This window comes from Achromobacter sp. MFA1 R4 (genome assembly GCF_900156745.1).
GTDB lineage: Bacteria > Pseudomonadota > Gammaproteobacteria > Burkholderiales > Burkholderiaceae_B > Achromobacter.
Map to the genome: position 1 here is coordinate 2,046,725 of NZ_LT707065.1, position 23,286 is coordinate 2,070,010.

General features: G+C 65.4%; 22 protein-coding genes. 8 read left to right on the forward strand and 14 right to left on the reverse strand.

Features of this window, described 5'->3' with window-relative positions:
* Positions 1-8: 8 nt before the first annotated feature.
* From BXA00_RS09245 to BXA00_RS09255, 3 genes are read right to left on the reverse strand one after another with little or no spacing between them, the layout of a single operon-like run.
* On the reverse strand, positions 9-803 hold the full coding sequence (locus tag BXA00_RS09245; protein ID WP_076518217.1) for an ABC transporter permease: 795 nt from the start codon (positions 801-803) through the stop codon (positions 9-11).
* Positions 804-821: 18 nt separating this feature from the next.
* The gene (locus tag BXA00_RS09250) at positions 822-1,712 is read right to left on the reverse strand and encodes an ABC transporter permease (RefSeq protein ID WP_076518219.1); all 891 of its coding nucleotides are present in this window, start codon (positions 1,710-1,712) and stop codon (positions 822-824) included.
* 1 nt (position 1,713) lies between these two features.
* Complete coding sequence (locus BXA00_RS09255) at positions 1,714-2,784, reverse strand: ABC transporter ATP-binding protein (RefSeq protein WP_076518220.1); 1,071 nt, start codon at positions 2,782-2,784, stop codon at positions 1,714-1,716.
* Positions 2,785-2,995: 211 nt separating this feature from the next.
* Between BXA00_RS09255 and BXA00_RS09260 the strand changes: the two genes are divergently transcribed.
* Positions 2,996-3,838, forward strand: coding sequence for an IclR family transcriptional regulator (locus BXA00_RS09260; RefSeq protein ID WP_076518222.1), 843 nt, complete (start codon positions 2,996-2,998; stop codon positions 3,836-3,838).
* Positions 3,839-3,928: 90 nt separating this feature from the next.
* Here BXA00_RS09260 and BXA00_RS09265 read toward each other — a convergent pair whose 3' ends face one another.
* Together BXA00_RS09265 and BXA00_RS09270 are read right to left on the reverse strand one after the other, a co-directional pair.
* On the reverse strand, positions 3,929-5,092 hold the full coding sequence (locus BXA00_RS09265) for an alpha-hydroxy acid oxidase (RefSeq protein WP_076521877.1): 1,164 nt from the start codon (positions 5,090-5,092) through the stop codon (positions 3,929-3,931).
* A 204-nt stretch (positions 5,093-5,296) separates the two neighbouring features.
* Complete coding sequence (locus BXA00_RS09270) at positions 5,297-6,193, reverse strand: phytanoyl-CoA dioxygenase family protein (RefSeq protein ID WP_076518224.1); 897 nt, start codon at positions 6,191-6,193, stop codon at positions 5,297-5,299.
* Between the two features lie 165 nt (positions 6,194-6,358).
* Between BXA00_RS09270 and BXA00_RS09275 the strand changes: the two genes are divergently transcribed.
* Positions 6,359-6,655 (forward strand): acylphosphatase, encoded by a 297-nt coding sequence (locus BXA00_RS09275; RefSeq protein WP_076518226.1) that lies wholly within the window; start codon positions 6,359-6,361, stop codon positions 6,653-6,655.
* Positions 6,656-6,726: 71 nt separating this feature from the next.
* On the opposite strand, the gene BXA00_RS09280 is transcribed toward BXA00_RS09275, so the two are convergent.
* From BXA00_RS09280 to BXA00_RS09305, 6 genes are all read right to left on the reverse strand, one after another.
* The gene (locus BXA00_RS09280) at positions 6,727-7,632 is read right to left on the reverse strand and encodes an EamA family transporter (protein ID WP_076518229.1); all 906 of its coding nucleotides are present in this window, start codon (positions 7,630-7,632) and stop codon (positions 6,727-6,729) included.
* A 40-nt stretch (positions 7,633-7,672) separates the two neighbouring features.
* Positions 7,673-8,734: a low specificity L-threonine aldolase gene (locus BXA00_RS09285; protein WP_076518231.1), complete on the reverse strand. Its 1,062-nt coding sequence runs from the start codon at positions 8,732-8,734 to the stop codon at positions 7,673-7,675.
* A 5-nt stretch (positions 8,735-8,739) separates the two neighbouring features.
* Positions 8,740-9,474 carry an amino acid ABC transporter ATP-binding protein gene (locus BXA00_RS09290; RefSeq protein WP_076518234.1) on the reverse strand — a complete coding sequence of 245 codons (735 nt, stop codon included), beginning with the start codon at positions 9,472-9,474 and terminating at the stop codon, positions 8,740-8,742.
* Between the two features lie 64 nt (positions 9,475-9,538).
* Complete coding sequence (locus tag BXA00_RS09295) at positions 9,539-10,228, reverse strand: amino acid ABC transporter permease (protein WP_076518237.1); 690 nt, start codon at positions 10,226-10,228, stop codon at positions 9,539-9,541.
* A 1-nt stretch (position 10,229) separates the two neighbouring features.
* The gene (locus BXA00_RS09300) at positions 10,230-10,997 is read right to left on the reverse strand and encodes an amino acid ABC transporter permease (protein ID WP_076518240.1); all 768 of its coding nucleotides are present in this window, start codon (positions 10,995-10,997) and stop codon (positions 10,230-10,232) included.
* A 90-nt stretch (positions 10,998-11,087) separates the two neighbouring features.
* Positions 11,088-11,999 (reverse strand): amino acid ABC transporter substrate-binding protein, encoded by a 912-nt coding sequence (locus BXA00_RS09305; protein WP_076518243.1) that lies wholly within the window; start codon positions 11,997-11,999, stop codon positions 11,088-11,090.
* A 171-nt stretch (positions 12,000-12,170) separates the two neighbouring features.
* Here BXA00_RS09305 and BXA00_RS09310 point away from each other — a divergent pair, with 171 nt between their 5' ends.
* Positions 12,171-13,103, forward strand: a complete 933-nt coding sequence (locus tag BXA00_RS09310) for a LysR substrate-binding domain-containing protein (RefSeq protein WP_076518246.1) — start codon at positions 12,171-12,173, stop codon at positions 13,101-13,103.
* A gap of 73 nt (positions 13,104-13,176) precedes the next feature.
* On the opposite strand, the gene gyrB is transcribed toward BXA00_RS09310, so the two are convergent.
* From gyrB to dnaA, 3 genes are all read right to left on the reverse strand, one after another.
* The gene (gyrB, locus tag BXA00_RS09315; RefSeq protein ID WP_076518248.1) at positions 13,177-15,624 is read right to left on the reverse strand and encodes a DNA topoisomerase (ATP-hydrolyzing) subunit B; all 2,448 of its coding nucleotides are present in this window, start codon (positions 15,622-15,624) and stop codon (positions 13,177-13,179) included.
* 97 nt (positions 15,625-15,721) lie between these two features.
* On the reverse strand, positions 15,722-16,831 hold the full coding sequence (gene dnaN / locus BXA00_RS09320) for a DNA polymerase III subunit beta (protein ID WP_056327779.1): 1,110 nt from the start codon (positions 16,829-16,831) through the stop codon (positions 15,722-15,724).
* A gap of 2 nt (positions 16,832-16,833) precedes the next feature.
* Positions 16,834-18,291 (reverse strand): chromosomal replication initiator protein DnaA, encoded by a 1,458-nt coding sequence (dnaA, locus tag BXA00_RS09325; protein ID WP_076518251.1) that lies wholly within the window; start codon positions 18,289-18,291, stop codon positions 16,834-16,836.
* Between the two features lie 391 nt (positions 18,292-18,682).
* On the opposite strand from dnaA, the gene rpmH reads away from it, so the two are divergent.
* The 5 genes from rpmH to BXA00_RS09350 all read left to right on the forward strand — a co-directional run bounded on the left by rpmH (position 18,683) and on the right by BXA00_RS09350 (position 23,025).
* Complete coding sequence (rpmH, locus tag BXA00_RS09330; RefSeq protein ID WP_006228069.1) at positions 18,683-18,817, forward strand: 50S ribosomal protein L34; 135 nt, start codon at positions 18,683-18,685, stop codon at positions 18,815-18,817.
* A 108-nt stretch (positions 18,818-18,925) separates the two neighbouring features.
* On the forward strand, positions 18,926-19,297 hold the full coding sequence (locus BXA00_RS09335; protein ID WP_076518254.1) for a ribonuclease P protein component: 372 nt from the start codon (positions 18,926-18,928) through the stop codon (positions 19,295-19,297).
* A complete protein-coding gene (gene yidD / locus BXA00_RS09340) occupies positions 19,294-19,566 on the forward strand; it encodes a membrane protein insertion efficiency factor YidD (protein ID WP_076518257.1) in 273 nt (90 codons plus the stop codon). The genes BXA00_RS09335 and yidD overlap by 4 nt, the downstream gene beginning before the upstream one ends.
* Positions 19,567-19,614: 48 nt before the next feature.
* Positions 19,615-21,297, forward strand: a complete 1,683-nt coding sequence (yidC, locus tag BXA00_RS09345) for a membrane protein insertase YidC (protein ID WP_076518259.1) — start codon at positions 19,615-19,617, stop codon at positions 21,295-21,297.
* A gap of 282 nt (positions 21,298-21,579) precedes the next feature.
* Positions 21,580-23,025 carry a catalase gene (locus tag BXA00_RS09350; protein WP_076518261.1) on the forward strand — a complete coding sequence of 482 codons (1,446 nt, stop codon included), beginning with the start codon at positions 21,580-21,582 and terminating at the stop codon, positions 23,023-23,025.
* Positions 23,026-23,286: the final 261 nt, after the last annotated feature.

Below are 23,286 nucleotides of genomic sequence, written 5' to 3' on the forward strand. Positions count from 1 at the left end.
CAGCGACTTCATTTCTGTCCCACCAGGACGCGGTCCAGTCCATACACGCGATCCAGCAGCAGCATGGTCACGGCCGTCAGCGCGATGACCAGCGCGGACACGGCGGCCATCATCGGGTCGATGGATTCCGTGGCGTACATGTACATCCGCACCGGCAGGGTGATCGTGGACGGCGCGGTGATGAATACCGACATGGTCAGTTCGTCGAAGCTGTTGATGAAGGCCAGCAGCCAGCCGCCCGACACGCCGGGAATGATGAGCGGCAGGGTGACCAGGAAGAACACCTTGGCGCGGCTGGCGCCCAGCGACAGCGCCGCGTGCTCGATGGACCGGTCAAAGCCGACGAGCGCGCCGATCACCAGACGCATCACGTAAGGCGTGATGACGACCACGTGGCTGGCCACCAGCCAGGGGAAGCTGCCGGCCATGCCCATCAGCGCGAAGAAGCGCAGCAGCGCCACGCCCAGCACCAGATGCGGAATCATCAGGGGCGACAGGAACAGGCCGTTCAGCACATCGCGGCCGGGGAAGCGATAGCGCGTGATGGCGATGGCGGCGGGCACCGCCAGGCACACGGCGATGCTGGCCGACAGGAAGGCGAGCCACAGGCTGTTCTTGAACGCCTGCATGAAGTTGGGATGCTCGAACACCGCGTAGAACCAACGCAGCGAAAAGCTTGTGGTGGGCATGGTGAGCGTCGATTCGGGCGTGAACGCCACCAGGCACACGATGACCAGCGGCGCCAGCACGAACGCCACCACCAGGAAGTTGAACGCCAGCGCGAAAGGACCGTTTTTCTGCATTTCGATTCCTTGCGCGGGTCAGCCGAGGCTGCGACGGTAAGAACGTTCGACGACGCGGTTGTACGCCATCATGATGATCACGTTCACGATCAGCAGCACGATCGCGATGGCCGCGCCCAGCGGCCAGTTGAGCTCCGTGAGGAACTCGTCGTACACGACCGTGGCCACCATCTTCAGGCGCCGCCCGCCCAGCAGCGCGGGGATGGCGAAGGAACTGGCCGACAGGCCGAACACGATGAGGCTGCCGGACAGGATGCCCGGCATGGCCTGCGGCAGGACGATGCGCGTCAGCGTCTGGAAGCGCGAGGCGTTGAGCGACAGCGCGGCATGTTCGACGGTGGGGTCCAGCTTCTGCAGCGAGGTCCACACGGGAATCACCATGAAGGGCAACATGACGTGGACGAGCCCGATGATGACGGCGGTGGGCGTATACAGCAGCGATCCCAGCCCCAGCGCCGCGGCCGCCTTGCCGATCGGCCCGGCCGGACCCAGCAGCATGCTCCACCCGAACGCGCGCACCACCAGCGAAATCAGCAGCGGCGACAGCACCACCAGAAGGAAGATCGAGCGCCAGGGTTTGCCCATGCGCGACAGGATGTAGGCTTCCGGTGCGCCGATCAGCACGCAGATCAGCGTGGTGACGCCGGCGATCCAGAAGGTGCGCCAGAAGATTTCGATGAAGTAGCTGTCGGTGACCACCGCCAGGTAATGCTCGAACGTGTGGCCGGGCAGGATGCCCGTGGCGTAATCGAACGGCCGGAACGACAGCACGAACGTGAGCGCCAGCGGGGTCAGCACCAGCGTGAGGAACACGATGGCCAGGGGGATCGACCCCAGGATGGCGAGCAGGCCGTCGTTGCGCGGCTTGGGCAGGCTGGCGGCGGCGCCGCGTTGCGTCAGGGTCGCCATGTCAGCCCGCCGTGGCCGCAGCGGGCGCGCGCAGGACGCGCAGCACGCCGTCCGCCCAGTCCAGCCCGATCTGCTCGCCGTCGTCGTGCGGGCGGCGGCCGTCGTTGGGCGTGAGGACGGTCAGCGCCCCCACGGGCGAATCCAGGTCGTACATCCACTGGCTGCCCAGGAAATAGCGCGTGTTGACGACACAGGCAAGCTTGCCCTGGCCGGCCGGCACGGGCACCAGTTTTTCCGGCCGCAGCGACAACTGCACGTCGTCGCCGTGGCGCAGGCCTTCGCCGTCAACCAGCAAGTGCAGCGCGCCGGCCTGGACTTCGGCCCGCTCGCCGCAGCGCGTGACGCGGCCCGCCATCAGGTTGGTCTTGCCCACGAAGCGCGAGATGAACTCGGTCTGCGGATGCTCGTACATGCGATAGGGCGGATCCACCTGCGTGGCCCGGCCGTCCTGCATGACGACGACGCGGTCGCTGATGGACAGGGCCTCGGCCTGGTCGTGCGTGACCATGACCGTGGTGGTGCCGATCTTGCGCTGGATGCTGCGCAGCTCAAACTGCATTTCTTCGCGCAGCTTGGCGTCCAGGTTGGACAGCGGCTCGTCCAGCAGCAGCACGGGCGGGCGGATCACCAGCGCGCGGGCCAGCGCCACGCGCTGCCGCTGGCCGCCCGACAGCTCCCGCGGGAAGCGGTCGGCGTGCTTGTCCAGCTTGACCAGCGCCAGCGCCTCGCGCACGCGGTCCTGGCGCTCCGCGCGCTCGACCTTGCGCATCTTCAGGCCGAAGGCGACGTTGTCCGCCACGGTCAGGTGCGGAAACAGCGCATAGCTCTGGAACACGATGCCCAGGCCACGCGTGTTCGGTTTGGCGTGCGTGATGTCGCGTCCGTCCAGCGTGATGGACCCGCAGGTCACCTCGGCAAAGCCCGCGATCATCTGCAGCGTGGTGGTCTTGCCGCAGCCCGAGGGGCCGAGCAGGGAGACGAACTCGCCCTTTTCGACCGCCAGGCTCAGGTCCGAGACGACCCGAAGATTGCCGTAGTTCTTGGAGACGTTGTCCAGCCGCAGAAATGCCATTTTTCAAACCCCGTGGCCCCTTCGGGCCTTGCGCCGCCCGGCGGGCTTCAATGACCGCCCAGGCTGCTTATCTGATGACGCAGTCTAGGAGGCGCCAAAACACAGGGCAATTAGGGTTTTCCGAAGAATCGAATTTTCTATCTGTTATTTCCGTTAGACTGAATTTTTTGATAAAAATACGTCTGACTATTTTATTTGCCGGAATATCAAAATGAAGAAATCAGAAACGCCGGACGATTCCGCAGGCCAGGGGGTGTTGCAGCGGGCGTTCGCCGTGCTGCGCGTGCTGGCCGACGCCAAGGGAGAAAAACTGCGCCTGACCGATATCGCCGCCCGCACGGGACAGGCGCAGGCCACGGTGCACCGGGTGCTGCAGGGCCTGATGCAGGAAGGCGTGGTGGAGCAGCCGGCGCAAAGCAAGGGATACCAGTTGAGCGTCGCCTTTTTCTCGCTGGCCGCCGCCGCCGGCAATCACCAGTCCAGCCTGCGCAGCCTGTACCGGCCGGCCATGCTGCGCCTGTCGGGCATGCTCAACGACACCATCTTCCTGCTGGTCCGCAGCGGCTTTGACGCCGTCTGCGTCGATCGCGTGGATGGCGCATTCCCGGTGCGCTCGCACACAGGCGACATCGGCGGCCGCGTGCCGCTGGGCATGGGGCAGGGCGGCCTGGTGCTGCTGGCCAGCCTGCCGGAAGCCGAGCGCGAAGAGGTCATCCGCTTCAACATCCCGCGCCTGCATCATCTGGGCTTCGTGGACGAGATCTCGATGCGCGTGCGCATCAAGGAATGCCTGGAACGCCGCTATGCGCGCAGCCAGGGCCAGGGCGTGTTTCCCAACATCGCGGGGCTGGCGGTGCCGGTCTACGACCCCAACGGCGTCACGGTGGCGGCGCTGAGCGTGGCGGCGCCCATCGAACGCATCAGCGACGAGCGGCTGCCGCTGATCCTGGAAATGCTGCGGCGCGAGGCCGATGCGGTGGGCGCGCAGATCAACCCCTTCGACCCGGCCCTGCGCCGGCCCAGCCAGTTCCTGGGCACCGGCAACGGGGCATAGACCGGCACGTCGCCCGTAGAAACGAAAAGGCCCGGGCAGCGCTTGCCCGGGCCTTCGTGCCTTGTTCCCTTCGTGCCTGCGCGCGGGCGCTCAGGTCGGATACGTGCCCGGCAGCAGGATGCTGCGGTCGCCGGGCTCGATCGAGCGACGGCCGCACAGCGCCATGGTCGTGTCCATTTCCTTGTACAGGATCTCCAGCACGCGGGTCACGCCGGCCTGGCCGTAGGCGCCCAGGCCGTACAGGAAGGCACGGCCGATCATGGTTCCGCGCGCGCCCAGCGCCACCGCCTTCAGGATGTCCTGGCCGGAGCGGATGCCGCCGTCCATCCACACTTCGATCTTGGAGCCCACCGCATCCGCAATGCCGGGCAGGGCCGCGATCGAGGACATGGCGCCGTCGAGCTGGCGTCCGCCGTGGTTGCTGACGATGAGCGCGTCCGCGCCGCTGTTGGCCGCAAGCTGCGCGTCTTCGACGTCAAGAATGCCCTTGATGATGAGCTTGCCGCCCCAGCGCTGCTTGATCCATTCCACGTCGTCCCAGCTCAGGCGGGGATCGAACTGTTCGGCGGTCCAGGACGACAGCGACGACAGGTCGCTCACGCCCTTGGCGTGGCCAACGATGTTGCCGAAGGTGCGGCGCTTGGTGCCCAGCATGCCCATGCACCAGCGCGGCTTGGTCGCCAGGTTGATCAGGTTGCGCAGCGTGGGCTTGGGCGGGGTGGACAGCCCGTTCTTGATGTCCTTGTGGCGCTGGCCGAGGATTTGCAAATCCAGCGTCAGGACCAGCGCCGAGCAGCCGGCCGCCTTGGCGCGGTCGATCAGGTTGGCCACGAATTCGCGGTCGCGCATCACGTAGAGCTGGAACCAGAAGGGCTTCTTCGTGGCCTGGGCCACGTCTTCCAGCGAGCAGATGCTCATGGTGGACAGCGTGAACGGCACGCCGAAGTCGGCCGCCGCCTTGGCCGCGAGGATCTCGCCGTCGGCGTGCTGCATGCCGGTCAGGCCCGTGGGCGAAATCGCCAGCGGCATGACCACGTCCTGCCCCACCATGGTGGTGCGCAGCGACCGGCCTTCCATGTTCACCGCCACGCGCTGGCGCAGCTTGATCTTCTGGAAGTCGCTTTCGTTCGCGCGATAGGTGCCTTCGGTCCAGGCGCCGGAATCGGCGTAGTCATAGAACATGCGCGGCACGCGCTTCTGCGCAACAACGCGCAAATCTTCGATGCAGGTGATCGTAGAAAGGTTAGCGGTCATGGAGAGGTCTGTGGAGTGATAGGGGTGCGCCAGCTGCGACTCGTTTTTCTTGCTGCTGGCCGCCAGCCTTGGGCTGCCGGGCCGTCGCGCCAGGTTCATCCCCGCGCGGCGCCGCCCAGTATACGCGCCGAGGCCGGCAAGCGTCGCTTGCCGGCCCCGTTCGCCCCCCTGCGCAAAGGCTCTACGGCCCCTGCACGCCCAGCCCTAGCGCGGCCACACTTTGCTGACCGCGCGTATGGTCGCCCACGCCACCCAGCGCGGGCTGGTCAAACGCGCGCCCGGCAGTCGGCGCATCACGTCCACCGCCAGTCCGCCGCGCTTGTGCCATTGCTTCTTGCGCGTCTGGCTGTCGGTCCAGCGGCCTTCCAGCCACGGGAATTCCCGGCGTCCGGGCTTGTACACCGGCGGCGTGTTGTAGATGAGGATGTACGCCAGCCGCGGCGACTGCGACGTGTTCGGCCCGGTGAAGTGCAGCGTGCGCGCGTCGTGCACCGTGATGCCGCCCGGATCCAGGGGCTCGGCCACCGCCTGCTCGCGCGGAAAGTCACCGCAGCATTCCAGCGGGTGCAGGCTCTTGTCGCCGCCCGGCGAGCGGTGCTCCAGCACGTCCCACTTGTTCGAGCCCGGCAGGAACTGCATGCAGCCGTTCTCCACCGTGGCGGGCTGCAGCGCCAGCCAGATGCTCAGCTCGTTGTAGACGAAATCCGGCGAGCGGAACGCCTCGTCCTGGTGCCAGGGCGTTTCGGGTCCGTGCGGGCCGGGCTTGAGCAGCGCGTGTTCGCCATACAGGGCGGCCTGCGGTCCAAGAAGCTGACGCGCGAGCTCGAGCGTGCGTTCGTGGTAAACCGTCTTGAGCAGGCCCGGGGCATAATGGCGCGGATCATGCAGGCTCGGAAACTTGGCGGGCTTGGTGGGGTCGTCACGGCTCACAAAGTCGTACTGCGCGCCCTCGTTGTAACCCGTCTTGTTCGCGAACAAGTCCAGCAGCGTCCGGCGGATGTAGCCGACCTCATCCTGCGGGCACACGTCCTTCAGGGCGAGGTAACCCTGCTCCCTGTAGAGCGCTGTCTCGGCTTCCGACAACAAACTGGTCTCTTCCATAATGGCTTCTCCAAGCTCTTGATAATGGGTATTTCTTGGCTGGCACGTTTTGACATGTGCTCTAACGTATCGCTTCGAAGCCCCACGGGCCTATAGACCATCCGCTGTAGCCGTTTACGCCTACGCTTCCCGCGCATGGCGGCGCATCATCCGAAGGAAAAACCCATGCAAGACCCTAAGGCCGATACCCATATCGAAACCGTCCACGTCACCGTCAGCGGCACGGTGCAGGGCGTGGGATACCGTCATGCCACGGTGCGGCGCGCGCACATGCTGGGCGCGACGGGTTGGGTGCAAAACATGCTCGACGGCACGGTGCAGGCGCTGGTGCAGGGCACGCCCGACCAGGTCGATCACATGCTGGAATGGTTGCGGCGCGGACCGCCCGGCGCATCCGTCCAGGAGATCATCACGCGCCGGGAGTACACCGATAAGCGTTACATCCGCTTCGAGCAGCTTTGACGCCGTCGGCCCTAGGCGGCTTGACGTAATCCGACAGGACGAGGACGCCGCCTACGATCGGTTGGCCGGACCTAGTTCGAGCGCACCCAGCGTCCGCCGACCTGGTTGATGACCAGCCCCGACAGGACGCACGCGGCGCCCAGCCATTGCAGGGGCTGCAGCCGTTCGCCGAACGCCATCGACGCGGCCCACAATCCCACCACCGGAACCAGCAGCGAGAACGGCGCGACCTTGGCCGCGGGGTGGCGCGACAGCAGCCGCGTCCACAGGGTATAGGCAAGCAGCGTCGCCAGCACCGCCAGGTAGAGCACCGACAGCGCCTCGCCCCAGCCCATGCCGGTCACCATGCCCACCACCGGCTCCCAGCCGTCGATCAGGATGGCCAGCGCCAGGAAGGGCAGCACCGGGGCGGCGCTGCTCCAGGCGATGAACGCGAACGGGTCGTAGCCGGGCGCCTTGCGGCTGGCCAGCCGCACGATCAGATTCGACACCGCCCACATGAGGGCGGCGCCCAGGGTCAGGACAAAGCCCAGCATCGCCATCTGCCCAGGCCCGTCGCCGCGCCCCCCGGCAATGACCGCCAGCCCCACCGCGGCCACGCCCAGGCCGAGCCAGTGGTGGCGGCGCGCACGCTCGTGCAGGACCGGCGCCGCCAGCAACAGCGTGAAGAAAGCCTGCGTCTGGATGACCAGCGAAGCCATGCCCGCCGGCATGCCGAACTTGAGCGCGGTAAAGAGCAGGCCGAACTGCCCCAGTCCCTGGACCAGGCCATAGGCCGCGACCCACTGCCACGGCAATCGCGGCATGCGCACGAAGAGAATGAGCGGGAAGGCCGCCAGCGCGAATCGCAGCGCGCCCAGCATCATGGGGGACAAGCCCCGCATGCCGACCTTCATGACGACGAAATTCAGGCCCCAGATGACCACCACCGCCAGGGCGCAGAAATAGTCTTTTCGGGAAAGTTGGGTGGTGGACATCGCGCGATTATCGCATCGCCCACCTCAAAACCGGCTGAAATCAGCGCGCGTCCAGCACCCCTGCAAACGCCGCGATCGCGGCGTCGATGTCCTGGTCGCCGATATGACGATGCGTCACGCAGCGCAGCCGCGTGCGACCCCACGGACGCGTCAGCACGCCCCGGGCCTGCAGGGCCGCGACCCACTGTGCGTTGGTCATGCCGGTCTCGCCGGTTTCGACCTGCACGATGTTGGTTTGCGGCACCGTCGCCGACAACGCCGGCGCCAGACCGTTGACGCCGTCGCTCAGGCGCCGCGCCCGCACGTGGTCCTCGCCCAGGCGCGCCGCCATATGCTGCACGCCTTCCAGGCCGGCGGCCGCCATGATGCCCGACTGCCGCTGCGTGCCGCCCAGCATGCGGCGCAGCGTGCGCGCCTTGACCACCACCGGCTGGCTGCCCGCCAGCACCGCCCCCACCGGCGCGCTCAGGCCCTTGGACAGGCACAGCGCCACGGTGTCCGCATGGCGGGTGATGTCGGCGGCCGGCACGCCCAGGGCCACGGCCGCGTTGAACAGGCGCGCGCCGTCCAGGTGCACCGGCACCCCGGCCGCCTGCGCCATGCCATGCACGGCCTGCATGTGATCCAGCGGCAGCACCGTGCCGCCCGCGTTGTTGTGCGACGTCTCCATCGCAACCAGCGACGTCTTGAGCCGGTGCCCGCCGGCCAGCAGCGCCTCTTCGAGACGATTCAGGTCCATCGCGCCGGCGCTGCCGGACACGCCCTGGTAGAACAGGCCCGTGAACGTGGCCGCCCCCCGTTCGGACGTGTACATGTGCGCGGTCGATTCCAGCACCACCTGCTCGCTGCGCTGCGTCTGCGCCAGCACGGCCAGCAGGTTGGCCATCGTGCAGCTCGGCACGAACAGGCCCGCCTCTTTGCCCAGGCTGGCCGCCACGCAGGCTTCCAGCTCGCGCACCGTGGGGTCGCCATCCAGCCCGTCGTCGCCGATCGGGGCCGTGCGCATGCGCTCGTACATCGCCGCGGTGGGATGGGTGACCGTATCGCTGCGCAGGTCGACGACGGAGGGAGGGGGAGGGTCGGCGGGGTTCCGCTGGGTCATGGCTATCAATGCTGCAGAATTTTGGAAAGAAACTGGCGCGTGCGCGGGGCACGCTCCTCGACGTTGCCGAAGAACTGCTCCTTCTGGCAGTCCTCGACGATCTTGCCGCCGTCCATGAAGATCACACGGTCGGCGACGCGGCGCGCAAACCCCATCTCGTGGGTCACCACCATCATCGTCATGCCTTCGCCGGCCAGGTCCGTCATCACGTCCAGCACCTCGTTGACCATCTCGGGGTCCAGGGCCGACGTGGGCTCATCGAACAGCATCACCACCGGATCCATCGACAGCGCGCGGGCAATCGCCACGCGCTGCTGCTGGCCGCCGGACAGTTCGCCGGGGTGCTTGTCCTTGTGCGCCGACAGGCCCACGCGTTCGAGCAGGGCAAGGGCGCGCTGGCGCGCTTCGTCCTTGCCGCGCTTGAGCACCTTGACCTGGCCCAGGCACAGATTCTCGGTCACCGACAGGTGCGGGAACAGCTCGAAGTGCTGGAACACCATGCCGGCCACCGCGCGCAGCTTGGGCAGGTCGGTGCGCGGATCGCCCACCGACACGCCATTGACCACGATCTCGCCTTTCTGGAAGGGCTCCAGGGCATTCACCGTCTTGATCAGCGTCGACTTGCCGGACCCGGACGGACCGCACACCACCACGACCTCGCCGCGGCCCACCGTGGTGCTGCAATCGTCCAGCACCTGGAAATCGCCATACCACTTGCTGACCTGCCGGATCTCGATCATCGGGGGATTGGAAGAACGTTGCATCATTGAACCTGTGGATAACGTGTGAGTCGCCACGCGCGGATCAGCGCAGCACCCGCGTGCGCTTTTCGAGCTGCTTGACCAGACGCGATGCCGTGAAGCAAATCACGAAATACACCACCGCCACGAAGAGATAAAGTTCCACCAGCCGTCCGTCGCGCTGGCCGATCTTGGACGCCGCGCCCAGGAAGTCGGTCAGCGACAGCACGTAGACCAGCGAGGTGTCCTGGAACAGGATGATGACGCGCGTCAGCAGCGCCGGCACCATGTTGCGCAGCGCCTGCGGCAGCACCACGTAGCGCATGCCCTGCCAATGATTCAGCCCCAGCGCCATGCTGGCCGATACCTGGCCGCGCGCGATCGACTGGATGCCGGCGCGCATGATCTCGCAGAAGTACGCGGCCTCGAACAGCGTGAAGGTGATCACCGCCGAGTTGAACGCGCCCACGCGCAAGGGCGTGGGCGACCCCACGATCCACGCGGCGATGTAGGGCATCAGGAAGTAGAACCAGAAGATCACCAGCAGCAGCGGGATCGACCGCATCACGTTCACGTAGATGCCCGCCGGCACCGACAGCAACTTGAACCGCGACAGCCGCATCATTGCCAGCAGCGTGCCCAGCGCCAGCCCCATCACCGCCGCCAGCACGGTCAGCGTCAGCGTGAACGTCATGCCGGTCTGGAACAGATACGGCAGCGCGCCGCGGATGACGTCGAAATCGAATTGGCCCATGTCAGCGCCCCGATCCGGCAGGGGCGCTACGCGACGCCGATCCGATCAGGCCCGGCACCGCGACGCGGCGTTCCAGCGTGCGCATGCCCAGCACGACGATGCCGTTGATGATGAGGTAGATCACCGTCGCGGCGGAAAAGGCCTCGAAGATGTGGAAGCTGAATTCCGCCATGGATCGCGCCTGTCCGGTCAGTTCCAGCAGGCCGATGGTGAGCGCCACCGACGAATACTTGATCGTGCCCATGAACTCCGACGTCAGCGGCGGCAGGACGATGCGGTAGGCCTCGGGCAGGATGACGTAGCGGTAAACCTGCGCCTCGGTCAGCCCGAGCGCGGTGCCGGCCTGGAACTGGCCGCGCGGCAGCGACTGGATGCCCGCCCGCAATTGCTCGGCCACGCGCGCCGATCCATAGAAACCCAGGCACAGCACGGCGGGCAGGAACTGCCCCCACGGCTGCGGCATCTGCTTCATCGCCAGGCCCCAGGCATGCGGCAGCAGCTCCGGCAGGACGAAGTACCAGAGAAACATCTGCACCAGCAGCGGGATGTTGCGAAAGAGCTCCACATAGCTCGTGCCGACGATGTTCATGACGCGCGAACTCGCCGTGCGCATCACGCCCAGGCAAGACCCCAGCAACAGCGAGAAGACCCATGCCGTCAGTGCCAGCGCGAGCGTCCAGCCCACGCCGATCAGGATCGTCTCCAGGAAGGTATGCACGCCGTCTGGCGACATCTCCAGGAATACGCTCCAGCTCCAGTTGTAATTCATGCCCTCGCCCTTGATCGCGACGCCGGCCGAAGCCAGCGTCCTTGCCCGCGTTTCGCGGCGCGGGACGCGCTGCGTCCCGCGCTCGACTGCTTACTCGTAGGCCTTGGGATCGCCCGAGTCGGTCGGATTGGCCAGGGCGCGCTTCAGGGCGTCGCTCATGGGGTACTTCAGGTTGATCTGCTTGGGCGGGATCGGCGAGTTGAAGTACTTGTCGTACAGCGCGGCGACCTTGCCGGTCTTGATGAGGTCCAGCACCGCGTCATCGATGACCTTCTTGAACTTCGGGTCGTCCTTGGGCTGCATGATGCCGTAGGGCGCCATTTCCAGGCCCTTGGTGCCGATCACGAAGGCATCCGGGTTCTTGGACGACGCCACGGCGCCGTAGGCGATGCCGTCATCGTTGGCCGAGCCCGCGGCGCGGCCCGATTCCACCATCAGGATGGTCTCGGCGGTGTCCTTGGTGGGCGCCATGGAAATGCCCAGGTTGCCCTGCGCATTGAGCTGCGAGATCAGCTTGAACGTCTGGCCGCCCGCCTGCGCCGCGATGGTCTTGCCGCGGAACGAGGTCAGGTCGTTGGGGTTCACGCCGCCGTCCTTGCGCGCCACCAGCACCACCTGCGCCACGAAGGTCGTGGGCGCGAAAGACACCAGCTTGTGGCGCGCTTCGTTGTTGGTGGTGTTGCCGCATTCCAGGTCGATGGTGCCGTTGGCCAGCAGCGGGATGCGCGTGGCCGACGTCGTCGGGTTGTAGCGGACCTCGAGCTTGGGCAGCTTCAGCGCCTGCTGCACGTACTTGGCGACTTCCTGGCAGATCTCCACCGTGTAGCCGATCGGCTTCTGGTTGCCGTCCAGGTACGCAAACGGCACCGACGTCTCGGGGTGGCCAAGCGTGATGACGCCGGTCTCCCGGATCTTGTCCAGGCGGCTGGGGGCTTCGGCATGAGCCGTCGCGGCGCCGCCCAGGAGGGCGGTGGCGACGGAGATCGCGGCAAGTGCTTTCATCTGATTCCCTTGGCGCCGTGCATGCGGCGCATGATTATGTTCACGATCGGCGGATCCAGCCTGGCTGAAACCCGCCGCGTCCCGCGATGAGCCCCGCGGCTGGCAAAAAGTATCAACTAGCAGTATGGTTTTATCCAGTTCCAATCAGGAATTCCTCTATACGGATTTGATATGGCTATTCCCCGGATGGGCTTGCGGCACATTGAGGCGTTCCGCGCCGTCATGATGACCGGTTCCATGACGGCAGCGGCCCGGCGAGTGCACACCTCGCAGCCGCACGTTAGCCGCTTAATTGCGCAATTGGAAGCCATCACCCAGTTTCCCTTGTTCGACCGCAATGGCAGCCGCCTGAGCCCCACGCAGGACGGATCGCGCTTCTTCCAGGAGGTGGAAAAGGCCTTCATCGGGCTGGCCGGACTGGAATCGGCCGCCGCCAGCATCCGCTCGTTCAGCGCCAGCCGCCTGAGCGTGGCGGCCATGCCCCGGCTGGCCGGGGGCCTGCTGGCGCGCATCGTCGCGGCCTTCAAGACGGAGTACCCGGACGTCATGGTGGCGATCCACTCCGGCAACGCCAGCACGGTCCACCACTGGATCAGCTCGGGATTCTGCGACACCGGGCTGGCGATGCTCTCGGGGGAGACCCCCGGCATCCAGGTCGAACCCGTCCTCACGATGAGCTGCGTGGCGGTGCTGCCGCGCGGACACCGCCTGACCAAACTGAGAAAGCTCAAGCCGGCCGACTTCGCGGGCGAGCCCTTCGTGGACTTTCCCAGCGGCACGCCGCTGCGCGAGCGCATCGACGCCGTCTTCAAGTCCGCCAAGGTCGAGCGCCGCACCGTGGCCGAAGCCGGGCTGGGTTCGTCAGTCTGCGGGCTGGTGGGCGCGGGCCTGGGCGTGGCGCTGATCAACCCGCTGGCCGCGCGCGAGGAATACGAGGCCAACGGCGTCGAGGTCCGGCCGTTCAGCCCGGCGGTGCCGGTCACGGTGGCGCTGCTGTATCCGCCGTACCACACGCGTACGCGCCTGGTCAGCGTCTTCTCGCGCTACGCGCACCAGCTCATGCTGGAAGAGATGGGGGATTTGAAGGCGCGCCCGCCGCGGTAGACCGCCGCGGCGCGCTTCGCAAAACAAAAGGCCAGCCCGATGGGCTGGCCTTTGCGGTGCACACGGCTTGCGATCAAGCGTCGATATTGCCTGCCGACAGCGCGTGCGTTTCGATGAAGTTGCGGCGCGGTTCCACGTCGTCGCCCATCAGCGTCGTGAAGACCTCGTCGGCCGCGATGGCGTCCTCGATCTGCACGCGCAGCAGGCGGCGCACCTTCGGGTCCATCGTGGTTTCCCACAGCTGGTCCGGGTTCATTTCGCCCAGGCCCTTGTAGCGCTGCTTGGAAATGCTGCGTTCGGCTTCGCTGCGCAGCCATTGCATGGCCTCGCGGAAGTCGGACACCGGCTGTTCCTTGCGCTTGTCGCCTTCGCCGCGGGCCACCAGCGACCCCGAGCCGACCTTGCCCGAGAAGCTCTTGGCCGCCTTGGCCAGGATGGCGTAGTCCGAGCCATTCACGAAGTCCGCGTCGATGATGCTGACGCGCACGTTGCCATGGTGCATGCGCTGCACGGACAGGCGATGGCGCTCGGTGGTCTCGTCGAACTGCGGAACGACTTCGACGCCGTTGCCGCTGATCGGATCGCGCATGGCGTCGGTGAGGCGGCGCGCGGACTCGGCGGCGGTCTCGGCCGTTTCCAGGTTGATCTCGACGCCTTCGGCCATGGCCGACAGGGCAGCCACGTCGAACACGCGCGACAGGCGGGCAATCACGCCATCAGCCGCCACGTACTGGCGGGCCAGGTCGTTGAGTTCTTCGCCGCGGATGATGTTGCCGCCCGAGATGATCTCGGCGTCTTTCAGGGCCAGCGACAGCATGAACTGCGCTTCTTCCTGGTCATCCTTCAGGTAGCGCTCTTCGCGGCCGACCTTGACCTTGTAGAGCGGCGGCTGGGCGATGTACACGTAGCCGCGCTGCACCAGCTCGGGCATCTGGCGGTACAGCAGCGTCAGCAGCAGGGTGCGGATGTGCGCGCCGTCGACGTCCGCGTCGGTCATGATGATGAGGCGGTGGTAGCGCAGCTTTTCCACGTTGAAATCCGGGCCGATGCTGGTGCCCAGCGCCGTGATCAGCGTGGCGATCTGCTCGCTGGCGATCAGGCGGTCAAAGCGCGCCTTCTCGACGTTCAGCACCTTGCCGCGCAGCGGCAGAATGGCCTGGAACTTGCGGTCGCGGCCCTGCTTGGCCGAGCCGCCTGCCGAGTCGCCCTCGACGATGTACAGCTCGCACAGGGCCGGATCCTTTTCCTGGCAGTCCGCCAGCTTGCCGGGCAGGCCGGCGCCTTCCAGCACGCTCTTGCGGCGCGTCATTTCGCGCGCCTTGCGCGCGGCTTCGCGGGCACGGGCGGCTTCGACGATCTTGTTGCACAGGGCCTTGGCGTCGTTGGGATGTTCGAGCAGCCAGGTTTCCAGCGTGCGGGCCACGGCCTCTTCGACGGCCGGACGCACTTCGCTGGACACCAGCTTGTCCTTGGTCTGGCTGCTGAACTTGGGCTCGGGCACCTTCACCGACAGCACGCAGGCCAGGCCTTCGCGCATGTCGTCGCCGGACGTCTCGACCTTGGCCTTCTTGGCCAGTTCGTTGTCCGTGATGTACTTGTTGATGATGCGCGTCATCGCGGCGCGCAGGCCGGTCAGGTGCGAACCGCCGTCACGCTGCGGGATGTTGTTGGTGAAGCACAGCACGCTTTCGCTGTAGCTGTCGTTCCACTGCATCGCCACTTCCACGCCCACCGACACGCCGCCGGCCGAGGACTCGGTGGACACCGAGAACACGTTCGGGTGCAGCACGGTCTTGGCGCGGTTGATGTATTCGACAAAGCCCTTCACGCCGCCCGAGAAGGCAAAGTTCTCTTCCTTGCCCTGGCGCTGGTCGATCAGGCGGATCTTGACGCCGTTGTTCAGGAACGAGAGCTCGCGCAGGCGCTTGGAGAGGATCTCGTAGTGGTATTCGATGTTGTTGAAGATGATCGGGTCGGCCAGGAAGCGCACTTCGGTGCCGCGCTTGTCGGTCGTGCCGGTCACGGCCAGGGGCGCGACGCGCTCGCCCTGGCGGAATTCCATCTGGTGCACCTGGCCGTTGCGGCGGATGGTCAGCCGCAGCCATTCGGACAGCGCGTTCACGCAGGACACGCCCACGCCGTGCAGGCCGCCGGACACCTTGTACGAGTTCTGGTCGAACTTGCCGCCCGCATGCAGTTCGGTCATGACGATTTCCGCCGCGCTGCGGTGGAATTCGTCGTCCTTGTGGATATCGGTGGGGATACCGCGGCCGTTGTCCGTGACCGAAATGGAATTGTCGGTGTGGATGGTGACGACGATGTCGTCGCAGTAGCCGGCCAGGGCTTCGTCGATGGCGTTATCGACAACTTCGAACACCATGTGGTGCAAACCCGTGCCGTCGGACGTGTCGCCGATGTACATGCCGGGGCGCTTGCGCACGGCCTCCAGCCCCTTGAGCATCTTGATCGAGTCAGCGCCGTAGCCGCTGGTCTCGGGAGTGGTGTTCTGCTGATCTGACATGTCTGTATCGATAACGCTTTAAAGAACGGCCTTGCGGCCGGACCGCCCGCGAACCGTCCGGTCCGCAAGCGGCACAAACCCACGAGTGGGGAGCGGATCAGATCCGCATGGGCATGACGACGTACTTGAACTGGTCGTCTTCGGGCAGCGTGATGAGCGCCGACGCATTGGCGTCGGGCATCACCGACCACTGGATGTTGTCGACCTTCACGTTGGACAGCACGTCGAGCAGGTAGCCGACGTTAAAGCCCACGTCCAGCGCTTCATGGCTGTAGTCGATGTCGATTTCTTCCTGCGCCTCTTCCTGCTCGGCGTTGGAAGACGAGATCTTCATCTGGTTCTGCGCCAGTTGCAGGCGCACGCCCTTGAACTTGTCAGTGGTCAGGATGGCGGCGCGCTGCAGGCTGCCCTGGAGCGCTTCGCGGCCGACCAGGAAGTGGCGCGTGTAGTTCGTGGGAATCACGCGCGTGAAATCGGGGAACTTGCCTTCGACCAGCTTGGACACCAGCTCGACGTCGCCGAAACGGAAACGGATCTGGCCCGGCGCCACGTCGATGGAGACGGTCTCGTCGGAGTCTTCCAGCAGGCGCTGCATTTCCAGCACGGTCTTGCGCGGCACGATGACTTCGTGGCGCTCGGCGATGCCGTCGGCTTCGGTGGAGCAGTGCGCCAGACGGTGGCCATCGGTGGCGACGGCGCGCACGCGGCCCGGTTCGAACACCAGCAGCATGCCGTTCAGGTAGTAGCGGATGTCCTGCTGGGCCATGGCGAAATGCACCATGTTGAAGAGGTGACGCAGGGTGCGCTGCGGCATGGTCAGCGAGACGTCCCACTGCTCGGGCTGAGCGACGGTGGGGAACTCGCTGGCGGCCAGCGTCTGCAGCGCAAAGCGGCTCTTGGCGGATTGCACCGACAGCTTGTTGCTTGCCAGGGCCAGGCGCACGTCGCCCGTGTCAGGCAGCGCCTTCAGGATGTCCAGCAGCTTGCGCGCGGCCACCGTGGTGGACTCGTTGTCCTGGCCGACGCCAAAGTCGGCGTGCGTGGTGATCTGCACTTCCAGGTCGGTCGCAATGAAGGCAACCTTGTTGCCTTCCTTGCGCATCAGGATGTTCGCAAGAATGGGCAGGGTATGGCGTCTTTCGACGATGCCCGCCACAGTCGACAGCGGTTTCAGCAATGCATCGCGTGTGGTTTGTACGAGTTGCATGTTCATCCTTTTAGAGTTTGTTCCAACACGTGCAGGGTATGGTTGAGCTCCGCTTGCTTGGCGCGGGCATCGGAAATCTTGCGAACGGCGTGCAGCACCGTGGTGTGATCACGGCCGCCGAATAAATCGCCGATTTCCGGCAGGCTTTTCTGGGTCAGCTCCTTGGCCAGGTACATCGCGACCTGGCGCGGCAAGGCGATATTGGCCGGCCGGCGTTTCGAATACATGTCCGCGACCTTGATCTTGTAGAAGTCCGCGACCGTCTTCTGGATGTTTTCCACGGTGATCTGTCCGTTGGACACCGACAAGAGGTCCTTCAGCGCTTCCTTGCAGACATCCACCGTCAGCACGTCGCGGCCATGGAAGCGCGCGTAGGCCAGGACCTTGCGCAGCGCGCCTTCCAGTTCGCGCACGTTGCTGCGCAGGTGCTTGGCGATGAAGAACGCCACTTCCTCGGGCATGGGCACGCCTTCGGATTCGGCCTTGCGCAGCAGGATCGCCACACGCATCTCCAGCTCCGGCGGCTCGATGGCCACCGTCAGGCCGGAGTCGAAACGCGAGATCAGGCGGCTGTCGATGCCCGACAGTTCCTTCGGGTACGTATCGCTGGTGATGATGATCTGCTTGCGCTGCGCGACCATCGCCTCGAACGCATAGAAGAATTCTTCCTGCGTGCGGTTCTTGCCGGAGAAGAACTGGATGTCGTCGATCAGCAGCAGGTCCAGCGAATGGTAGTAGCGCTTGAAATCGTCGAATGCCTTGCGCTGGTACGCCTTGACCACGTCGGACACGTATTGGTCGGCATGCACGTAACGCACGCGCACCCCGGTGCCCGCCGCGACCATGGCGTTGCCGATGGCGTGAATCAGGTGGGTCTTGCCCAGGCCCACGCCCCCGTACAGGAACAACGGGTTGTACGAGGTGCCCGGGTTCTCGGCCACCTGCAGCGCCGCGGCGCGCGCGAGCTGGTTGGCCTTGCCGGTCACGAAGTTCTCGAACGTGAGGTCGGTATTCAGGCGCGAACGCTCGTACACGATGTTGGCGGCATCCGCATTCACGGCCTGCGCCGCGACGGTCGTCGCCGGCGGGGGCGGAGCGGTCGTCACCGTGACGTTCACGGGCGGCGCTGCGCCCGAGGGCGGTGCGGCGGACAGGTGCGTGGGCTGGGGCTGCTGCGATCGCACGGGCGCGACCGGCATGCGGGGCGCGGCGCCGTGGGAGGGCAGCTCGAACAGCACCTGGACCGGACGCTTGAACCACTCCGCGGCCAACGCTTCGATCTGGTGGGAAAAGTTCTTGCGCACCCAGTCCAGCTTGAAGCGGTTGGGCGCGGCAACACGCAGCACCGCCTGCGTTTCGTCGTACGCAAGCGGGACCAGCGGTCGTATCCACGCGCTGATTTGTTGGGGGGGGAGTTCCTGCTCAAGACGACTGACGCAGGTCTGCCAGAATTCTTTCATGTCGCTCTTATTCAAACCTCGATTCTACCTTGCCTGGGCTGGGGTTATCCACAGGGAGGGCCATGAGTGTCTACGAGGCCCGGGCTTAACTGTTTGACAAGACAGGGAAAACTTGCTGAAATGGTGGGCTTTTCCGAATTCTGTCTGTCAGAAGGTTTCGCAGAAAGCTGACCCGGACCCGCTCCTACACGAGCAATCTGTCCGGTTTTTAGCTTTGCTGAATAGGTCGCCCGGTGAGAAATCTCCGGTACAGAGCCCCGTCTACAAGTTGTTTTCGCACTGGTTGCAAAACCCGTTGCAAAAATGCTTGCCAGATACCCGCTTCTGCTTGGTGCGACCTGGAACCCTCCGGGCAGGTCCCTTCTGACTTTGTTCTTTTTGTGGATCGTCCATGAAACGTACCTACCAACCTTCCGTTACCCGCCGCAAGCGCACCCATGGCTTTCGCGTGCGCATGAAAACCCGCGCTGGCCGCGCCATCCTGAGCGCCCGTCGCGCCAAGGGCCGCAAGCGTCTGGCCGTCTAAGGCCTGTTTTCCGGTTTTCCGGAAACCTGACCCCTGCACGGACCGGCCATATTGCAAGACCTCTCGCAATCCTGTTCCGGTTCCGGGCAACCGCCTGACCCGCAGTCCATGCCGCGCTCCACGCTTCCGCCGGAGGCGCGGCTGCATCGCCCCTCCGAGTTTGCCGCCGCCCTCAAAGGCCGGCGTCTGGCCCGAGGGGCATTCTTCATTGTGAGCTCGGCTCCCAATGATCTGCCTGTCGGCCAGGATGCCTGTGCCCGCCTCGGACTGGTGATCGCCAAGCGGTTCGCCGCCCATGCCAGTACGCGCAACGCCTTGAAGCGGGTCATACGCGAAGCTTTCCGCCATCGGCGCCTGGCGCTGCCGGCAAGAGATTACGTCGTGCGCCTGCATAGCAAGGTCGCTCCCGCCACGCTCACCGCGCTGAAACGCGCGGCCAGAGCCGAAGTGGACGCTCACTTTGAGCGGATCGCGCGATGATCAAGACGCTCCTCATTGCCCCGATCCGGTTCTACAGGTTTTTCCTGAGTCCCTGGATCGGCCGGCAGTGCCGCTTTACTCCGACCTGCTCGGCGTACGCGATCGAAGCGATCGAGCGCCACGGTGCATGGCGCGGCTTCTGGATGGGGGTCCGGCGTATCGGCCGCTGTCATCCGTGGTCGCCCGGCGGGTGGGATCCGGTTCCGCCGGCCAAGGGAACCAATGACGCCCGGTGCTGCTCCCACAGCCACCGCATCGAGCACGATTGACGCTAAACTGGCGGGCTTTGCTGGCCCGTATTCACTTCAGTAGGCACCATGGATATCCGACGAACCGTCCTCTGGATGATTTTTTCCTTTTCGCTGTTGCTCCTTTGGAACAACTGGCAAATCCATAACGGCAAGCCGTCGCTGTTCGGGGCGCCCACGCCCACGGCCAGCACGAGCGAAACGCCGGCTGGCGCAAACAACAACGCGACGCCCTCGGTGCCCAGCGCCCCGTCTGCCGCCGCTGCCCCGGCCTCCACGGTGCCAGGCGCCGCGACGCCCGTGCCCGCGCGCTCCGAGGAAGTCGTCATCACGACCGACGTGCTGCGCCTGACCTTCGACACGATGGGCGCGCAGCTCGTGCGCGCCGAGCTGCTGAAGTATCCCGCCACCGGCCAGCCCGACAAACCCACGGTCCTGCTGGACCGCTCGGCCGGCCTGAACTACGTGGTGCAGACCGGCGTGGTCGGCGCGCCCAGCGGCCAGAGCTTCCCGACGCACCAGACGCCGTTCCGCCTGGTGTCGCAAGAACGCGAACTGACCGGCGACAACCTGGTCGTCACGTTCGAAGGCGAATCGGGCGGCGTCAAGGTCACCAAGACCTTCACCCTGCACCGCGGCCGCTATGACATCGACGTTCGCCATGACCTGACCAACGTCGGCGCCGCCCCGGTGTCGCCGTCGCTGTACCTGCAGATCGAACGCGACGGCAACGACCCGGCCGACACGTCGAGCTTCTATCACACGTTCACCGGCTTTGCCGTCTACTCGGAACAGGACAAGTTCCAGAAGAGCACGTTCAGCGACATCGAAAAGCACAAGGCCACCTACGTCAAGCAGGCGGACAACGGCTGGATCGCCGTGGTCCAGCACTACTTCGCCACGGCCTGGGTGCCCCCGCAAGGCAAGCCGCGCACCAACGAACTGCTCGAAGTGCAGAAGAACCTGTACGCCGGCCGCAGCATCGAAGCCGTCGGCGAGATCGCTCCGGGCTCCGCCGCGCGCGTCGATTCCCACCTGTGGGTCGGCCCGCAGGACCAGAAGGCCATGGCGGCACTCGCCCCCGGCCTGGAGCTGGTGGTCGACTACGGCTGGCTGACCATCATCGCCAAGCCGCTGTTCACCCTGATGACCTGGCTGCATTCCATCCTGGGCAACTGGGGTTGGACGATCGTGGCGCTGACCGTGCTGATCAAGGCCGTGTTCTACCCCCTGGCCGCCGCCAGCTACCGCTCCATGGCCCGCATGAAGCAGGTCGCTCCGCGCCTGCAGGCCCTGAAGGAAAAGTACGGCGACGACAAGCAGAAGCTCAACGCGGCCATGATGGAGATGTACCGCACCGAGAAGATCAATCCGCTGGGCGGCTGCCTGCCCATGGTGGTGCAGATCCCGGTGTTCATCTCGCTGTACTGGGTGCTGCTGGCCAGCGTCGAAATGCGCGGCGCGCCCTGGATCCTGTGGGTCCATGACCTGTCGGTCCGCGATCCGTTCTTCATCCTGCCCGCCATCATGATGGCGACCATGTTCCTGCAGATCAAACTGAACCCGACGCCGCCGGATCCCATCCAGGCCAAGGTCATGATGATCATGCCGCTGGTGTTCGGCGGGATGATGTTCTTCTTCCCGGCCGGCCTGGTGCTGTACTGGTGCGTCAACAACATCCTGTCGATCGCACAGCAGTGGTCCATCACCCGCGCCATCGAACGCAAGGCGCAAGCCGCGGCCAATCGCTGATCGCGCCGCGTCTCGCACCGAAAAAACCGGCCTCAGGGCCGGTTTTTTTTGCCTGCGCAACAAACAAGGCGAAGGGGCGACTCAGCATTTTTCATACCTGGGCCCACATCCCATAGAAATTATCAATCGCTAAACCAAGATCAATCAACTTCCCACAGTCGCCCTGGCCCCCTATGATGGGTTCGAGTTTGCCGTCTGGCGGCCCTGTCGCCCGGCTTTTGCTGCAACGCCGCGTGGCCCTCCAGCGGCCCGCGCCATCCAGATTGACTTAGGGAGTGAGCCATGACCGACAAGAAGCCTCTGACCACCGCCTCGGGCGCGCCGGTGCCAGACAACAACAACACGCTGACCGCGGGTCCCCGTGGCCCCGCGTTGCTGGAAGACTTCTGGCTGATTGAAAAGCTTGCCCATTTCGACCGCGAACGCATCCCCGAACGCGTCGTCCATGCCAAGGGCTCCGGCGCCTATGGCACCTTTACCGTCACGCACGACATCACCCGCTACACCCGCGCCAACCTGTTTTCCCAGGTCGGCAAACAGACGCCGCTCTTCCTGCGCTTTTCGACCGTGGCCGGCGAGCGCGGCGCGGCGGACGCCGAACGCGACGTGCGCGGCTTTGCCATCAAGTTCTACACCGAGGAAGGGAACTGGGATCTGGTGGGCAACAACACGCCCGTCTTCTTCATCCGCGACCCGCTGAAGTTCCCCGACTTCATCCACACCCAGAAGCGCGATCCCAAGACCAATCTGCGCAACGCCACCGCGGCGTGGGATTTCTGGTCCCTCAACCCGGAATCGCTGCATCAGGTCACCACGCTGATGAGCGATCGCGGCATCCCCGCCAACCTGCGCCAGCAGCACGGGTTCGGGTCGCACACGTTCAGCTTCATCAACGCCAGCAACGAACGCTTCTACGTGAAATTCCACTTCAAGTCGCAGCAGGGCATCGCCTGTCTGACGGACGAGGAAGCCGCGCAGGTGGTGGCGCACGACCGCGAAAGCTCGCAGCGCGACCTGTTCGACAATATCGAGCAGGGCAACTTCCCGAAGTGGACGCTGAAGGTGCAGATCATGCCCGAGGCCGAAGCCGCCACCTACCACATCAACCCGTTCGACCTGACCAAGGTATGGCCCCATGGCGACTATCCGCTGATCGAGGTCGGCGTGCTGGAGCTGAACCGCAATCCCGAGAACTACTTCGCGGAGGTCGAGCAGGCAGCCTTCACGCCGGCGAACGTGGTGCCCGGCATCGGCTTTTCTCCCGACAAGATGCTGCAGGGCCGCCTCTTTTCCTACGGCGACACGCATCGCTATCGCCTGGGCATCAACCACCACCAGATTCCCGTGAACGCGCCCAAATGCCCGTTCCACAGTTTCCATCGCGATGGGGCGGGCCGGGTGGACGGCAATGCCGGCGCCACGATCAACTACGAGCCCAACAGCGCGGGCGAGTGGAAGGAAACGCCCTCGGCGGCCGAACCGCCGCTCGCGCTGGACGGCCAGGCCGCCGCGCGCTGGAACCATCGCGTCGACGATGACTACTACTCGCAACCGGGCGACCTGTTCCGACTGATGACGCCGGCCCAGCAGGAGCAGCTGTTCGGCAACATCGGCCGCCACATGGCCGGCGTGCCCGAAGCGATCCAGCGCCGTCAGCTGGAACACTTCCGCAAAGCCGATCCGGCTTATGCCGAAGGCGTCGCCAAGGCGCTGGGCCTGAAGCTGTAATCGTCGGCAGGCAGGCATGAACAAGGGGAGGCATGGATGCCTCCCCTTTTTTATCCACAGCGCCGGACCCTCAGCCGTTCCCGCGTATCGAATCCCCGGTTTTCCACAGGCGGGCCGCCGCGCTCGGCATTGCGAACGTCAACACAGCCCTGATGGGCCGCGAATTCCCGTCATTCACCGGCCTTGGATGCGATCAGCACCTTATCCACAGCCCGCCAAAACGGGGCGCTATCGCCGTTATCCACAGGGCTGGCGGCGCAC

What these genes read in the sequence shown, in the direction of transcription:
- BXA00_RS09265 (WP_076521877.1), bottom strand. Translation starts at nt 5,092, where the DNA reads ATGACCGCTAACCTTTCTACGATCACCTGCATCGAAGATTTGCGCGTT.
- BXA00_RS09300 (WP_076518240.1), bottom strand. Translation starts at nt 10,997, where the DNA reads ATGAATTACAACTGGAGCTGGAGCGTATTCCTGGAGATGTCGCCAGAC.
- gyrB (WP_076518248.1), bottom strand. Translation starts at nt 15,624, where the DNA reads ATGTCAGATCAGCAGAACACCACTCCCGAGACCAGCGGCTACGGCGCT.
- BXA00_RS09255 (WP_076518220.1), bottom strand. Translation starts at nt 2,784, where the DNA reads ATGGCATTTCTGCGGCTGGACAACGTCTCCAAGAACTACGGCAATCTT.
- yidD (WP_076518257.1), top strand. Translation starts at nt 19,294, where the DNA reads ATGATCAAGACGCTCCTCATTGCCCCGATCCGGTTCTACAGGTTTTTC.
- rpmH (WP_006228069.1), top strand. Translation starts at nt 18,683, where the DNA reads ATGAAACGTACCTACCAACCTTCCGTTACCCGCCGCAAGCGCACCCAT.
- BXA00_RS09250 (WP_076518219.1), bottom strand. Translation starts at nt 1,712, where the DNA reads ATGGCGACCCTGACGCAACGCGGCGCCGCCGCCAGCCTGCCCAAGCCG.
- BXA00_RS09305 (WP_076518243.1), bottom strand. Translation starts at nt 11,999, where the DNA reads ATGAAAGCACTTGCCGCGATCTCCGTCGCCACCGCCCTCCTGGGCGGC.
- BXA00_RS09275 (WP_076518226.1), top strand. Translation starts at nt 6,359, where the DNA reads ATGCAAGACCCTAAGGCCGATACCCATATCGAAACCGTCCACGTCACC.
- dnaA (WP_076518251.1), bottom strand. Translation starts at nt 18,291, where the DNA reads ATGAAAGAATTCTGGCAGACCTGCGTCAGTCGTCTTGAGCAGGAACTC.
- BXA00_RS09290 (WP_076518234.1), bottom strand. Translation starts at nt 9,474, where the DNA reads ATGATCGAGATCCGGCAGGTCAGCAAGTGGTATGGCGATTTCCAGGTG.
- BXA00_RS09280 (WP_076518229.1), bottom strand. Translation starts at nt 7,632, where the DNA reads ATGTCCACCACCCAACTTTCCCGAAAAGACTATTTCTGCGCCCTGGCG.
- dnaN (WP_056327779.1), bottom strand. Translation starts at nt 16,831, where the DNA reads ATGCAACTCGTACAAACCACACGCGATGCATTGCTGAAACCGCTGTCG.
- BXA00_RS09295 (WP_076518237.1), bottom strand. Translation starts at nt 10,228, where the DNA reads ATGGGCCAATTCGATTTCGACGTCATCCGCGGCGCGCTGCCGTATCTG.
- BXA00_RS09350 (WP_076518261.1), top strand. Translation starts at nt 21,580, where the DNA reads ATGACCGACAAGAAGCCTCTGACCACCGCCTCGGGCGCGCCGGTGCCA.
- BXA00_RS09245 (WP_076518217.1), bottom strand. Translation starts at nt 803, where the DNA reads ATGCAGAAAAACGGTCCTTTCGCGCTGGCGTTCAACTTCCTGGTGGTG.
- BXA00_RS09310 (WP_076518246.1), top strand. Translation starts at nt 12,171, where the DNA reads ATGGCTATTCCCCGGATGGGCTTGCGGCACATTGAGGCGTTCCGCGCC.
- BXA00_RS09335 (WP_076518254.1), top strand. Translation starts at nt 18,926, where the DNA reads ATGCCGCGCTCCACGCTTCCGCCGGAGGCGCGGCTGCATCGCCCCTCC.
- BXA00_RS09260 (WP_076518222.1), top strand. Translation starts at nt 2,996, where the DNA reads ATGAAGAAATCAGAAACGCCGGACGATTCCGCAGGCCAGGGGGTGTTG.
- BXA00_RS09270 (WP_076518224.1), bottom strand. Translation starts at nt 6,193, where the DNA reads ATGGAAGAGACCAGTTTGTTGTCGGAAGCCGAGACAGCGCTCTACAGG.
- yidC (WP_076518259.1), top strand. Translation starts at nt 19,615, where the DNA reads ATGGATATCCGACGAACCGTCCTCTGGATGATTTTTTCCTTTTCGCTG.
- BXA00_RS09285 (WP_076518231.1), bottom strand. Translation starts at nt 8,734, where the DNA reads ATGACCCAGCGGAACCCCGCCGACCCTCCCCCTCCCTCCGTCGTCGAC.